This window comes from Paenibacillus sp. CCS19, from assembly GCF_033239625.1.
Classification (GTDB): domain Bacteria; phylum Bacillota; class Bacilli; order Paenibacillales; family Paenibacillaceae; genus Paenibacillus_T.
This window is the reverse complement of sequence record NZ_BTCK01000061.1, coordinates 1-13,499: the sequence shown is the minus strand read 5'-3', so window position 1 is coordinate 13,499 and position 13,499 is coordinate 1. Positions and strand designations below refer to the sequence as shown.

The following is a 13,499-nucleotide window of genomic DNA, read 5'->3' as shown; positions in this document are numbered from 1 at the left end:
ATGGACTTATCGACATGGAGCTTGCGGGACAAAATCGGCCAGATCGTCATGTGTGGTTTCGACGGTACGACGCCGACGGAAGGCATTAAACAGCTGATTCAAGATTATAAGCTTGGCGGCATCATTTATTTTCGCCGCAATGTAGGTCCGAGCAGCGAAGTCGCAAGGCTGTCGGCCGAGCTTCAAGCGCTGTCGCGCGAGGTGACGGACATTCCGCTCTGGATCGCGATCGATCAAGAAGGCGGCATGGTGTCGCGGATTGACCAAGATATCGCGCTCATGCCAGGCAATATGGCCATCGGGGCGACGGGCAGGCTGGAGTATGCCTATCGCACGGCAAGGGTCTCGGCCGACGAGCTGCTGCAGATGGGCATTAATATGAATCTTGCACCGTGTCTGGACGTGAACAACAATGCTGCGAATCCGGTTATCGGCGTCCGCTCCTTCGGCGAACGCCCAGACCAGGTGGCGGAGCTTGGCGCGGCGGCGATCGAAGGGTTTCAGGAATCAGGCGTATCGGCTTGCGCGAAGCATTTTCCGGGTCATGGCGATACGTCAGCGGATTCCCATCACGAGCTTCCGGTCGTTGGGCATGACCATGATCGACTGCATGCAGTAGAGCTTGTCCCGTTTCGTAGAGCGATAGAGGCAGGTGTCGATGCGATCATGACGGCGCATGTGATGTTCCCTGCTTATGAGAACTCCGGCGTCCCGTCCACGCTGTCGGCGAATATCATTACGGGCTTGCTGCGGGAGGAGCTCGGTTATAACGGCGTTATCGTCACCGACTGCCTCGAGATGAAAGCGATCTCGGAGACGGTAGGCATCGGCAGAGGGGCTGTCATGTCCCTGCGGGCAGGTGCCGATCTTGTGCTTGTCAGCCACCGATTGGATCGACAGCTGGAGGCGTTCGAAGCGATCTATGCCGCAGTCGAGAGCGGTGAGCTGACGGAGGAGCGGATCGACGAATCCGTGCGCCGGATTGTCGACTTAAAGCTGCGACGCGGTCAGGCCGGAAGCAGCGTGATCGGAGATGACGCCGCTATCGGTTCGGAGACGCATCTGGCAGTGGCGCGTGAAGCGGCGGCGCATAGCGTAACGTTGGTGCGCAATGAGCAGCATGCGGTTCCGCTGCAGAAGGACGTACCGACGTTCGTCGTCTGGCCGGAGGTTCGGACGAATACGGAGGTAGACGAAATCATTGTGCAGGAAGTGACGATCGGCAGCGCGCTTCGTTCCTATCTGGACAGCGTCGTGGAGAACGTCATTGGAACGGAGCCGACATCAGAGGAGATCGAGCAGATTCTGCAAGCAAGCAATGGCTATGCACAGGTCGTCGTCGGCACATACAACGCATCCTTCTCTGCTGGCCAGACGGCGCTTGTGAACCAGCTGCTCGCTAGAGACGGCGTGAAGGTCATCGTGGCAGCGCTGCGCAATCCATACGATCTGAACCAGTTCCCGGACGTTCATGGTTATCTGGCCTGCTATGAGAACCGTCCGATTATGATGGAGGCGCTGGCGAAGGTGCTGACTGGAGAAGCTGCGCCGTTCGGTAAGCTGCCCGTTACGATATCGGAGCAGTACGCTTGCGGGCACGGGTTGACTTAGGGTATAGCTGAAGCGCATACCGAATGCGTGGAACGGATAATTAGAGAGCCCTGATTGAGGCGCATTAGCGGCTTCATTCAGGGCTTTCTTCGATGTAAGCATATGTCCCGCCAAGGATTAAATCGAACAGGGAAAACTTGTATGATGACACCTGAAGAGGCAGACGATATAAGGAGCAGGCAAGCAGGAGGGATTGGCGCATGTGTGCAGCCAGCGATAGCAAAGTCAAAATCGCCCGAGACGATATGGGGCTGCCTGCCGCTTTTCCGTTCGAATCGGAGGAGACATTCGGCGTGGTCCCGATGTTCCAGCGGCTTCATTGGCATGACGGCCTTGAAATTAACTGCATTAAGCAAGGAAGAGGGCACTATATCATTAACGGCAGAACGTATCCATTCGAGACGGGCGATATTCTGCTTATCGGCTCGAACGACTTGCATTGTGCCTATGAGAGTCCAACGACAGAAGGTCTCTTGTTGCAGGTGATCTCCTTCGACCGATCCCTGTTTGCCGGCGATCATCGTTATGATCCTGATCTGCTGCAAGCCTTTCGACTTATGGGCAGCCGATACGATAATTTGCTGGGGCGCAATCATCCGAAGGCGGCGCTGCTTCAGCAGCTGTGCGCAGATATGCATACGGAATACACCGAGCAAACCAGTCATTATCCTACGATGATCCGCTCTTATTTGCTTCGGTTTCTTATCGAGATAAATCGCCATTGCGCGGTCAAGCAGCAGGCTGGGCCCCCTCCGCTTCAGCGTCATCACGAGATGATCCAGATCGCGGTGCGCATGATGGAGGAGCGTCTCGCAGAGACGTGGACGCTTGCGTCGATAGCCGCTCAGGTACAGTTCAGCCCTTCCTACTTCAGTGCTATATTCAAGGAGCTCGTCGGCATGGCGCCAATGGAATATTTGATCCAGCTAAGGCTGGCTCGCGCGGTTGAACTGCTCAATTCGACCGATCGGAAAATCATTGATATCGCGCTGGCCTGCGGTTTCCACAACCTATCTAATTTCAACCGATTGTTCATGAAGCATATCGGGCAATCTCCTAAAGATATTCGAATCACTCCGTTCGAATAGACTGAACATCTGCGATCATAAAATAGTATCAGTGAACGGTTGAATTGTAGCAGATTCAGCTGTTTTTTTTTGTTATAAAGTGAGGTTAAGGCAGCGCTCTATAACATACCATGGGCAAAGGCTGGGAGGCGCAATGGGGTATCTATTAGCAATCGATCAGGGCGGCACCAAGACGGTGGCATTGATCGGTGATGAGCAGGGCCGAATCGTCGGCATCGGATACGGCGGTGGAGCATGCCATCAGGATGTCGGCATAGAGATGGCAATGGCGATGGTCAAGCAGGCGTGCGATGGCGCGTTCGCGCAAGCGAACATAACGCCAAGCGACGTGCTGCTGGTACTCGGCGGGTTGACCGGCGCCGATTGGGATTACGAATATACGCTGCTGCGCGATGCGTTAGTTGCAACATTAGGGATAGCTAATATTCGTGTATATAATGACTGCATGATTGCGCTGCGCGGAGGGTCGGATCGGAAGAATGCAGTCGTCTTGTGCGCCGGAACCGCATTCAATGCGGCCGTAATAGCGCAGGACGGCAGAGAAGTCGTATACGGCTTCTATATTAACGAAGAGGATATGGGCGGGTCGGCGCTTGGCAAGTCCGTTTTCTTCGCGGTCTGTAACGCGCATATTGGCATAGCGCCGCCTACAATGCTTACCGAAGCGGTGCTGCGATATTATGGGCTGCCTTCGGTCGATGAACTGCTGCATCAAGGCATTACGAGGCAGTTAGGTCCGTTCAAGCTCCTGGCGCCGCTGTTGTTCGAGACGCTTCGCAAGGGCGATGGAGTCGCCAGAGACCTTGTAGAGCGATTCGGGCGATCGGTATCCAGATATGCGGCCGCTGGCATTCGCAGCCTCGACTTGCAGGACGCGAAGACGGACGTCGTGCTGTCGGGCAGCATTTTCAAGGCGAAGGATCGTACGCTGCAGGCTGTAATTGCGGCATCGATCGCAGAGAGCGCACCGAATGCCGAGGTTGTAGACTCGCTGTACGAGCCGGTCGTTGGCGCGTATCTTATGGCACTGGATGTTCAGCATGGCCGCACGTTCCCGATGCGCACGGCTGCACTGCTCGAGAGCGCGGCGGCAGCGAAGCTGCTTCGATTGGAGCAGTAGGAGAGACGAGGGCTCCATTAAACGATTTTATTTGATAAATTCATACATTTCTCAGAGGAGGACGCTATGATGTCTAAGCAAGAGCTCAAACTAGCTGTAATAGGCGGCGGTTCCTCGTATACGCCGGAATTGATTGACGGATTGATCCGCTATTATGACGAGTTTCCGGTGACGGAGCTTGTATTGGTTGATATTGAGGCTGGCTATAACAAGCTGCAAATCGTTGGCGCATTGGCCCGCAGGATGATCGAAGCAAGCGGCAAGCCGATCCGACTGGCGCTGACACTCGACCGGCGCGAAGCGATTCGAGGCGCTCATTTCGTCTCGACGCAGATTCGCGTAGGCATGCTGGAGGCGCGATCCCGTGACGAGAAAATCCCGCTCTCCCATGGCCTGATCGGTCAAGAGACGACAGGTGCAGGCGGATTCGCCAAAGCGCTCCGTACGATACCGGTCATTCTCGAAATTTGCCGTGAGATCGAGGAGCTCGCTCCGGACGCCTTCCTTATTAACTTTACGAATCCGGCAGGCATCGTCACCGAAGCGGTGCTGAAGCATTCGAATGTCAACACCGTAGGGCTCTGCAACATTCCGATCGGTACGCAAATGCAGGTTGCCAGGTTATACGACGCTGCGCCGGAGACGGTCGATCTGGAGGTCGCGGGCATTAACCACCTGCACTGGACGACCCGAATCGGAATCGACGGCGTCGATCGGACCGACGATTTCATGAACCGAGTCGAAGCGCTCGGCGGCAAGTCGGTGAAGAATATACCCGATCTGGAGTGGAACGCTGACTTTATTCGTTCGCTTGGCGCTCTTCCTTGCGCTTACCATCGCTATTACTACATGAAGGATGAGATGCTGGCAAAGCTCCTTCAGGTATATAGAGAGAAAGGGACGACGCGAGCGGATGAAGTCCTTAGCGTTGAAGCCGAATTGTTCGGTATTTATCGCAAGCCTGAGATCGTTGCGAAGCCTCCGCAGCTCGAGAACAGAGGCGGCGCTTACTACTCGGAGGCCGCCATTCGGCTCATGAAATCGATCTATAACGACAAGGGCGATATGCAAGTCGTTAACGTTCGCAACGGAAGAACGATCGAATGCCTGCCGGAGGAAGTCGCCGTCGAGGTGCAGTGCCGCATTACTGCCAACGGACCGCAGCCGGTTGGGCTGACAAGACCGCTCCCGGCGCAAATTCGCGGACTGCTGCAAATCGTGAAAGCGTACGAGGAATTGACCGTCGAAGCGGCGGTGACAGGCGATTATGGGATTGCGCTTCAGGCGCTTACCATTCACCCGTTGGTCGGGGATGAAGCGGCGGCAAGGCGGGTATTGGACGATATTATTGCAGCCAATGAGCGCTATTTGCCGCAATTTCAACGCTGATTCAGCTGCAACGGTTATGCTTGACGAGGCGGCAGCCTCGCTGCTGCCGGCTCAGCCTTAAGTCGAACAATAAAGCCCTGAATGAAGGCGCGTCACGCGCGGTTTCATTCAGGGCTTTCGTCTAACGATTAGCTGCTGTAGCTGCCTTTTTTCTTTTTATATAAGCCGTGGCCGTATTGCGGGTGTTGAGGCGGGTGATAATGGCCTTTCTTATAGTCGCTGCTGCTGTGACTATGATGTTTATAACCGCCGTAATGACCATGCTGACCATGCTGACCGTAATGACCGTGGTTGCCGTGATTCTTATGGCCTGTTAAAGAGCCGAGGAGCCGATTCACCAAATCTCTTAACATGTGCGAGACCTCCTAATCGATTCGAGACAGCTAAGATGCTCGATGTACCTGTTCATACGATCTATTCATGACGAGGTTTCAGCATAGACGGCCTATTCTATACATTTCCCAGTCCCAAAGGATAGAAACCAAGGTGCTTGGCGCAACGTATGGGAGACCAAGGGAGGCGATCGGATGCTGGCAGGGCTCATGGCATGGTGGAGGCAGCGGCGGCTGAATTGGATGGACTTTCCGCTTCGCCAAGGGATGGTTTGGGCGGGACGTTACCGCATTGAACAATATATTGGCGAGGGCAGCTACGGACAGGCGTATCGCTGCATCGATCAGCAGACGGGTGCTGCGGTCCTTCTGAAGCGGAGCAAGCCGAGCAAGCGAGCGGTTGGACGCAAGCTTCTGCAGCGCGAGAGCGATGTCCTGCAGACGCTCCGTCATCCGCAAATTCCGAGCTGGCTCGGCGAGGCTGTGCATCGGCGCGAGACTGCGCTTGTCATGGCTTTTATCGAAGGGGACAGTCTGGAAAGGGCGATGATTGAACGAGGCGCAACGTATACGCAGTGGCAGGCGCTTCGAATTGTACGCGACCTGCTTGGGCCGCTCGGTCATCTGCATGCTGCCGGCTTCGTCCATCGGGATGTCCGCATTCCGAATGTATTGGCCTACGGCGAGCGCATCTATCTGATCGACTACGGCTTAGCGTGTCGGATCGGGGAGGAGCTGCGGGCGGAAGGCGCGTCAAGTGCTAAGTCGAAGAGTCAAGAGCCGAGCGGCTTCGCGGACGGCTGGGAAGCGGTCAAGCAGCGAATGCGTGCACCCGAGACGACAAGCGATCTGCACGGGCTGGGGCATCTGTTCTTGTTTCTCATGTATGCGGGCTATGAGCCTGTCGAAGGGCAGGAGGAGCGAAGCTGGGAGGAAGAGCTGACGATGGATCCCAAGGTGAAGCTGTTCGTTCGCGGACTATTGGATGGTCAATGGCAGTCGGCCGCTGAATGCGAGCGAGTGCTTGATGGACTCGTCCGCGAGTTGGATTCGACGAATACCAATTCCAACACGGAAGTATAGTGCGTTAGCCAGATGGAAAAATAATACTATGGAGTAAATTTGATTCGTGGAGGCTAACCCGTGACCGACAGCATGTCCAAGCTCGCGTTAATGATCTCTGCAATAAGCGGCTTCGCTTACCTGATCGTCTATGTCCGAACGAGAAAACGCGTCGGCAGCTATATCGCCCAAGAATCCCAATATTACAATAACAGCAGCAGCGAGTCCGAGGAGGAGCTGCAAGCTTCGCAGAGCGAGTATCGATCGCTGTTCTTAACTTCCCAATACGTCATGATCCTGCTTGCGATGGCGGCGATCATCTTTGGCGTTATCGGCGTATTCGGACATTCGACGGAATAGAGAGGTCGTATTCCGCTTGCGCACCAGATTTCCCCCGCCGGGTAGGTTGGGGGTTATTTGTGCTGCAGTCATAATCCGTCATTGTAATACAAAATGTTACAAGTATAATTATACCTATTCTATGAGAGTGAAGGAGATTCGAAGCTATGAAGCTAGCAATACGATGCATCATGGTCATTACGCTCCTGCTGCTGGCGGCACAGTCGACGATGGTTGCTGCCGCTGGAACCCAGAAGTTAGCAGTCACGAGGGGCGGAGGGAAAACCATTGCCGTTAATGGCGAGCAGATGCTCTTCCAGCACGAGGAGTTTCCGATTCTATATCAAGGGACGACTTATCTCCCGGTTCGCAAAATAGCCGAGGCGCTGGGCAAGCAGGTAACGCTGAATTCAGCGAAGTCTACGCTCAGTTTATCGGGAAGCGAGATGTATGAGTCCGATTTTGGAGGCTCGTTCAAAGACTTCGCTTACAACGATCGCATAGATGCGCGTCTGGTAACGTTGAAGGTGGAGTATGACGGCAAGCTTCAGTCGAAGACGATCAATGCCATCATTACCGGGGGCAAAACGTTCGTTCCGATGCGTGCATTGGCCGATATGGCCGGCGCGACGCTTGAGGTCACGTCCGATACGATCAACATCAGCAAGCCAATCATCATTCCGCATGTGCAGACGCAGATCGTCGAGAAGGCAGCCAACACGTCGCGCGTAATCGGCCTCTATGATGATTTCCTCGATTCCTATGCCGATCTTGCGCCGTCGATTGTAAGCTATGTGAACCCTGACGGAACGGTTAATGTCGGATGGGTGGACACGAAGAGCAGCAGCATTAAGATCGCTGCCATGGATCAACAGCTGAAGCGCACGAATGTGCTGACGTTCAAGATGGAGATGCCGAATTTCGGTACCTTCACTAAGGACGATCAAGGCAACTATTACATCCTGTGGGGCCGCTGGGTGGAAGAAGATCAGCAGGACAAACCGAGCGTCCAAATTAGCAAATATTCGAGTACGGGCGCGAAGCTGGGGGATGTCTTGTTCACGTCCGGTACGCAGTACTTCCGCGGCACGAAGGAGCCGTTTCACTACGCGAATGCGAAGCTGCAATATTCGAATGGCCTGCTCGTCGCCTACTTCGGCAGAGTGATGTTCCAGTCCGAGGACGGATTGAATCATCAGTCTTCGACCGCTTTGTATGTGGACACGGATAACATGAAGCAAGTGGCGCGAGCCATTCCGTATTCAAGTCACTCGTTCGATCAGGACGTTGCTTTTGACGGGGATACGATTGTTTTTGCAGAGCGCGGCGATTATTACGATCGTGGGTTTACGATATCGAAGGTTACGCAGGGGAGCGATTACGCGCAAAACGTGACCCCGTTCTGGTTCAAATTCGGTGCGGCAATCTATCAGCAGACATTCTCGGAGCTTGGCGGCATTGGCGTAGCGGACGACGGTTATGTGCTGGTCGGCACGTCCGAGCGAACGATGAGCGCAGAGATGGCGCAGACGAACCATAATGAATCGCGCAACCTGTTCCTTCAGCTTGTAGCGAAGAACTTCGAGAATGTGTCCGAGCCTGTGCGCTCGGTTGGCGACAATCAGCGCTTCACCATCTCGCTGCCAGGCAACGCGAATACGGTCGATAACAAAGGCGTCGTGTGGCTGACCAGCTATACGAATCTAACGAAAGACAATGCGGCGCATCCGAAGCTCGCTCGCATCGATGGCAATCGATTCGTCGTCATGTGGGAGAACGTAGGCGCGGATAACAGCAAGTCCTCGCTGGATTACAAATCGACTTACTATATGATCGTTTCTGCGAGCGGTGAGGTTATAAAGCCGGCAACGGAAATCCGTGGCGCGCGCATCAACATCGGAGACTCGATTCACTACGCGAACGGTGCGGTCTATTGGGCTGCGAATACGAAGGGCAATGATATTATTCTGTATAAGCTAGATTTGCAGAGTGAATAGAGTCGCGAGAGAACACACCATGAAGGAATCCGTGTCTGTAGGATTAGAATCGTTCTTCCGATATAGAAGGAATTATATTCCATTTCGAAGGAGAATAGGTCTTGCGAATACTGAATGATCAACCATCAAGTAACCTGGCTGTCGTCACTGCTTCACAGAAGATTAAACGCAAGCTTGTAGGAGCCGCGGCCATTATGATCTGTGCCTCCGCGCTCTTGACGGTTCCGGCTCCTGTCTCAGCGGCATCCCATGGTCCCAGCGCGTGGGCAGAGGATGATACGTATGAAGCGTTCCGGAACGGACTGATCCCGGACATGGTGTGGGGGAATTTCCAGGATAAGATTACTCGAGCAGAACTGAGCGGCGTTATCGTTCGTCTGTATGAGAGATTAACGGACAGCAAGGCAGCTGCGGCAGTGTCGAACCCGTTCAAGGATACCAAGGATGCCGATGTGCTTAAGGCTTTCGCGCTTGGTATTATCGGCGGGACCGGAGCAGGGAAGTTCTCGCCGGACGCAGCGGTAACACGCGAGCAGTTAGCGGTCATGCTGTACAATACGCTCGTCAAGGCGGGACTGAAGGATGCGACCAATGGGGATAAGGCTGCGGCATTCACTGATTCGAGCTCCATTGCGAGCTGGGCTGCCGAGGCTGTAAGCAAGCTTGCGGGATCAGGCATTATGCAGGGCGCGAATACGAAGAATGGGCTGCAGTTCCAACCGAAGGCGAGCGTGACGCGCGAGCAGATTTTCGTTCTGGCCAACCGAATTTCGAATGATTTGGGACCGTTATACGTCGAGAGCGAATATGACCTGCTGGACGCCGTCGAGCGTCGCGATCAGCGGATCATTATCAAAGACAGCCGCACGAAGAAAATTTATGATGAGGCTGTACGCATCAACAACGAGATCCTGAAACCGGACATGACCGAGGTCGACAAGGAGCTCGCCATCCACGATTACATTGTGCTGCATACCGCCTATGACTACGACAATTATTTGAAGGATACGATACCGGATGACTCTTACAGTGCATACGGCGTCCTTTTCAAAGGAACGGCAGTTTGCCAAGGTTATGCTTATGCTGCGCATTTGATGCTCGAGCTGGCTGGCATTGATTCCATTATCGTGACGGGAACGGCGAACGGCGGCGGCCATGCGTGGAACAAAGTGAATATCGACGGCGATTATTACAATCTGGATGTCACTTGGGACGATCCGGTTCCAGACGAAGAGGGACGGTTGGTATACGCTTATTTCAACGTAACGGATGAGCAGTTAGCCAAGGACCACGAGTGGGAGATGGATAGCTTCCCTTATGCTGCGGCAACCGCCGCCAACTACTATGAATCGAAGGGGCTAGTCGTTCGAAGCGCAGAAGAGATGAAAGCACGTGTAAGTGCCGCTATTGCCTCGCGCGCAGAGACGGTATCGTTCCGTGCCGATTACGAAGGCAGCGTGCAGTCGGATTTGAGAGAGGTCATCTTCAGCGGCGGCAGCGTTTCTCGGTACAGCTATTCGTATAACGGTACGGTGTATGAAGTGACGCTGGAGTATCGGAGTTGAACTCTTTAAGAACGCAGAAAGCAAGGGGCCTAACGGCTTCCTTGCTTTCGTATTAACGTTTTAATTTTTTTTGGATTTTCTTTATTGCCATTCGAATATTAGGATATAAGCCTGCGATTTTGACAGAGAATAATAAAGGATTTATTTCTTTACCTTTATATTTATTGTATAGGTCAATTAATTCACTGGTATCCCTATTCATGATGGATGTTAATGCTGGAAGTGTGAACGGGACTCCGTGTTTTGATGAGGTGAATTTAAACATTTTGATATTCGAGATGGATTGTGCGACTTCAACTTGAGGGATATCGAGTGTGCTATTTGCGGGTGCAAAATAAAAAACGTATGATCGTGAACGTTCTATGTAATCTTTCAGATCGTAATATTGATTGACAGCTTTATTATGAAAGTGTTTAAACAGCAATGGATCCCTCTCTGCTTGACTTTCCTGTGCCCAGACACGCAGAGACAATTGCGGTGCAAAAGAAAAGATAATTTCTGCATTCAGCATTGTCCCAAATAAAATAGATGCATAACCGCCCGCCGAGCTGCCAACCGTAATTATTTTTTTGCCAGCTGTCTCACGCCTTAATAGTGATAACACAGTTTCAATAGTGTTGAGTTCGCTGCTGATGCCTTCTAAGTACCATTGTTTAAATAGATCTCGAACAAAAATATGTTTATGTGCTTTTTGGATGAGGTTACTTGTCCATTCATATCTATTTCTATTTATAATCGTGTGTTCGAATGTCTCTAGCGTATTAGGAAAATAGATGCCGTTGCTAGAAAAGTATATGGCGATATATTCATCATTTTCGGCACTGTTAGTATATTTAATCGTGAAATTTTCTTTTTGTCTTTCATTTAGTACGGTGGTGCTATGAGTCGGATTTAATTCTTTCTCCATTAGATGCAACCCTCCATTAGTCGTACCTTTACTATATCACTTTTGCAAAGCTGGAAATATAATCTTAGTCCACAATCGACCAGGTTGTGGATTTTTGTTGTTTAAACGCACAAAGAAAGGATAATGTCGCTTCAGCTAGAATTATAGAGGAGATGATAGGGGGTTATCGCTATTTATAGAATTAATCTTTTCCGCTATACCGTAGGCGCAGTATTATTCGTCTTAATCCTTGCAGGCTGCTCGATTCAAGCAGGTCCTTTCAAGCAGAATATACAAACCGTCGCGCCGCCTGTTGTCGTAACAGAGCCGCTGGATTATACGAAACAGGAAGCTTCGGCGTCTGGGAATACAGCAAATGAAACTACGCCGGATGCAGAAGATACGGTGACGACTCCGGAAGCCGACACGCACGCTGACACTGGCACGGACGCCGAATCGCAAGCGCCGATCGAGCCGGATTCTGTCGTAACGAGCGTCACGCTTGCCGCGATTGGCGATGTGCTCATCCACCGTCCGATCTATCGGGAGGCGGAGCAAAAGGACGGCACTTATGATTTCGGCTCGGTGTTCCAATTGGTCAAGAACACGATGCTGCAGCCTGATCTGCTTATCGCGAATCAAGAGTCGATGATCGGCGGGAAGGCAATCGGGTTGTCGACGTATCCGTCTTTCAATAGTCCGCATGAGGTGGGCGACACGCTTAAGGATGTTGGTGTAGATTTCGTAACGGTAGCCAACAACCATACGTTGGACCGTGGAGAGAAGGCGATCCAGAGTGCTTTGAAATATTGGGATGCACTGGACATGCCTTATACAGGCGCCTTCAAGAATGAAGAAGACAAGTCCCACATCCGCACGATCACTCGCAACGATATTACGTTCTCGGTACTTGCCTACACGTATGGAACGAACGGCATTCCGGTGCCGAAGGGCAAGGATTACTTGGTCAACCTGATCGACCTGAAGAAGATCGAAGCCGACGTGAAGCAGGCGAAACGAATATCGGATGTCGTTGTCGTTGCCATGCATTGGGGAACGGAGTATCAGGACTTCCCGAACAAACAGCAGCAGCAGTTGGCGCAGCAGCTTGCCGATCTTGGCGTCGATCTCGTCATCGGCAACCATCCGCATGTGCTGCAACCGCCGCAATGGTTGGAAGGAGCAGATGGCCATAAGACGTTCGTATGGTTCTCGCTGGGCAACTATATTTCATCTCAAGAAGGGATGAAGAAGCAGATTGGTGGTATCGGGTACATCGATGTGGTTAAAACAACAGTAGATGGACAATCCACGATTGAATTATCGAACCCTGGTTTCATGCCGACCTACGTCTATTTCCGCAATTGGAAAGACTATCGGATTACGCCGTTGGAGCAAACGAAGAACAGCGAGCTCGCGCAGGCAAGCAAGCAGTTCGATGCAACGATGAAGCATATGAGAAGCAGCATCCCGGAATTATCGCTTATTCATCCAAACGAATCATAAGGAAGGGGATAGCAATCGATGAAGCCCGTTACGGTACCCGATTTATCCGCTAGACCGTTTCAGTTGACAGTCGAACGTCATATGGAGGCATCGCCCGAACGAATCTATCTCGCATGGACGAAACGGTTTGATTGCTGGTTCGCCGAGAAAGGCACGCTCATTATGCAAGGCGAAGTGGATACGGCGTTCTTCTTCGAGACGGTGCACGAGACGAGCCGCCACCCGCATTACGGACGATTCCTGCGGCTGGAACCGGACCACCTCATTGAACTGACATGGATCACTGGGGCAGGCGGGACCAAAGGCGCTGAGACCGTCGTAACGATTGAACTTGAACGAGCCGGCGCTGGCACGAAGCTGCGTCTTACGCATGCCGGTTTCCCGGACGAGGAATCCCGCAGCGGCCATGAGCAGGCTTGGCCGTTCGTACTGGAGCAGCTGGATCGGAAGCTGGCGAATTTGTAAATGGTAAAGGTCAGGGCCCTCCAAACGAGGGCGACCTGCACGTTTAAACGCAATCGAATAGAAAGCCAAAGCCCTCGTGGTCAAGACCCCATTTTTCGGACATTGAAAAAAGCCCTAGGCTGCAAGCTGGCGTCGGTAC

At 52.6% G+C, this 13,499-nt stretch carries 12 protein-coding genes; 10 read left to right on the top strand and 2 right to left on the bottom strand.

The window, feature by feature from the left end; genetic code table 11:
• The 4 genes from nagZ (at position 1) to SBI19_RS26850 (ending at position 5,208) form a co-directional block, all read left to right on the top strand.
• A complete protein-coding gene (nagZ, locus tag SBI19_RS26865; protein ID WP_317972619.1) occupies positions 1–1,611 on the top strand; it encodes a beta-N-acetylhexosaminidase in 1,611 nt (536 codons plus the stop codon).
• Positions 1,612–1,811: 200 nt separating this feature from the next.
• Entirely contained in the window at positions 1,812–2,699 is an 888-nt protein-coding gene (locus tag SBI19_RS26860) for an AraC family transcriptional regulator (protein WP_317972604.1), read from the top strand.
• A 133-nt stretch (positions 2,700–2,832) separates the two neighbouring features.
• Complete coding sequence (locus SBI19_RS26855; protein ID WP_317972603.1) at positions 2,833–3,819, top strand: N-acetylglucosamine kinase; 987 nt, start codon at positions 2,833–2,835, stop codon at positions 3,817–3,819.
• Between the two features lie 69 nt (positions 3,820–3,888).
• Positions 3,889–5,208: a 6-phospho-beta-glucosidase gene (locus tag SBI19_RS26850; protein WP_483312342.1), complete on the top strand. Its 1,320-nt coding sequence runs from the start codon at positions 3,889–3,891 to the stop codon at positions 5,206–5,208.
• A 128-nt stretch (positions 5,209–5,336) separates the two neighbouring features.
• Here the strand turns inward: SBI19_RS26850 and SBI19_RS26845 are convergent, their stop codons facing one another.
• Positions 5,337–5,561 carry a hypothetical protein gene (locus SBI19_RS26845; RefSeq protein WP_317972601.1) on the bottom strand — a complete coding sequence of 75 codons (225 nt, stop codon included), beginning with the start codon at positions 5,559–5,561 and terminating at the stop codon, positions 5,337–5,339.
• Between the two features lie 174 nt (positions 5,562–5,735).
• Here SBI19_RS26845 and SBI19_RS26840 point away from each other — a divergent pair, with 174 nt between their 5' ends.
• The 4 genes from SBI19_RS26840 to SBI19_RS26825 all read left to right on the top strand — a co-directional run bounded on the left by SBI19_RS26840 (position 5,736) and on the right by SBI19_RS26825 (position 10,503).
• Entirely contained in the window at positions 5,736–6,623 is an 888-nt protein-coding gene (locus tag SBI19_RS26840; RefSeq protein ID WP_317972600.1) for a serine/threonine-protein kinase, read from the top strand.
• A 60-nt stretch (positions 6,624–6,683) separates the two neighbouring features.
• Positions 6,684–6,962, top strand: a complete 279-nt coding sequence (locus SBI19_RS26835) for a hypothetical protein (protein ID WP_317972599.1) — start codon at positions 6,684–6,686, stop codon at positions 6,960–6,962.
• A 146-nt stretch (positions 6,963–7,108) separates the two neighbouring features.
• Positions 7,109–8,938, top strand: coding sequence for a stalk domain-containing protein (locus tag SBI19_RS26830; RefSeq protein WP_317972598.1), 1,830 nt, complete (start codon positions 7,109–7,111; stop codon positions 8,936–8,938).
• Between the two features lie 101 nt (positions 8,939–9,039).
• The gene (locus SBI19_RS26825; protein WP_317972597.1) at positions 9,040–10,503 is read left to right on the top strand and encodes an S-layer homology domain-containing protein; all 1,464 of its coding nucleotides are present in this window, start codon (positions 9,040–9,042) and stop codon (positions 10,501–10,503) included.
• A gap of 52 nt (positions 10,504–10,555) precedes the next feature.
• Here the strand turns inward: SBI19_RS26825 and SBI19_RS26820 are convergent, their stop codons facing one another.
• On the bottom strand, positions 10,556–11,410 hold the full coding sequence (locus SBI19_RS26820) for a hypothetical protein (RefSeq protein WP_317972596.1): 855 nt from the start codon (positions 11,408–11,410) through the stop codon (positions 10,556–10,558).
• A 384-nt stretch (positions 11,411–11,794) separates the two neighbouring features.
• Here SBI19_RS26820 and SBI19_RS26815 point away from each other — a divergent pair, with 384 nt between their 5' ends.
• Together SBI19_RS26815 and SBI19_RS26810 are read left to right on the top strand one after the other, a co-directional pair.
• Positions 11,795–12,895, top strand: coding sequence for a CapA family protein (locus SBI19_RS26815; protein ID WP_317972595.1), 1,101 nt, complete (start codon positions 11,795–11,797; stop codon positions 12,893–12,895).
• A gap of 18 nt (positions 12,896–12,913) precedes the next feature.
• Positions 12,914–13,360, top strand: a complete 447-nt coding sequence (locus SBI19_RS26810) for an SRPBCC family protein (protein ID WP_317972594.1) — start codon at positions 12,914–12,916, stop codon at positions 13,358–13,360.
• The last annotated feature ends 139 nt before the right edge of the window (positions 13,361–13,499 follow it).

Coding starts and splice junctions, on each gene's coding strand:
- SBI19_RS26860 (WP_317972604.1), top strand. CDS start 1,812: ATGTGTGCAGCCAGCGATAGCAAAGTCAAAATCGCCCGAGACGATATG.
- SBI19_RS26830 (WP_317972598.1), top strand. CDS start 7,109: ATGAAGCTAGCAATACGATGCATCATGGTCATTACGCTCCTGCTGCTG.
- nagZ (WP_317972619.1), top strand. CDS start 1: ATGGACTTATCGACATGGAGCTTGCGGGACAAAATCGGCCAGATCGTC.
- SBI19_RS26820 (WP_317972596.1), bottom strand. CDS start 11,410: ATGGAGAAAGAATTAAATCCGACTCATAGCACCACCGTACTAAATGAA.
- SBI19_RS26845 (WP_317972601.1), bottom strand. CDS start 5,561: ATGTTAAGAGATTTGGTGAATCGGCTCCTCGGCTCTTTAACAGGCCAT.
- SBI19_RS26850 (WP_483312342.1), top strand. CDS start 3,889: ATGTCTAAGCAAGAGCTCAAACTAGCTGTAATAGGCGGCGGTTCCTCG.
- SBI19_RS26840 (WP_317972600.1), top strand. CDS start 5,736: ATGCTGGCAGGGCTCATGGCATGGTGGAGGCAGCGGCGGCTGAATTGG.
- SBI19_RS26855 (WP_317972603.1), top strand. CDS start 2,833: ATGGGGTATCTATTAGCAATCGATCAGGGCGGCACCAAGACGGTGGCA.
- SBI19_RS26810 (WP_317972594.1), top strand. CDS start 12,914: ATGAAGCCCGTTACGGTACCCGATTTATCCGCTAGACCGTTTCAGTTG.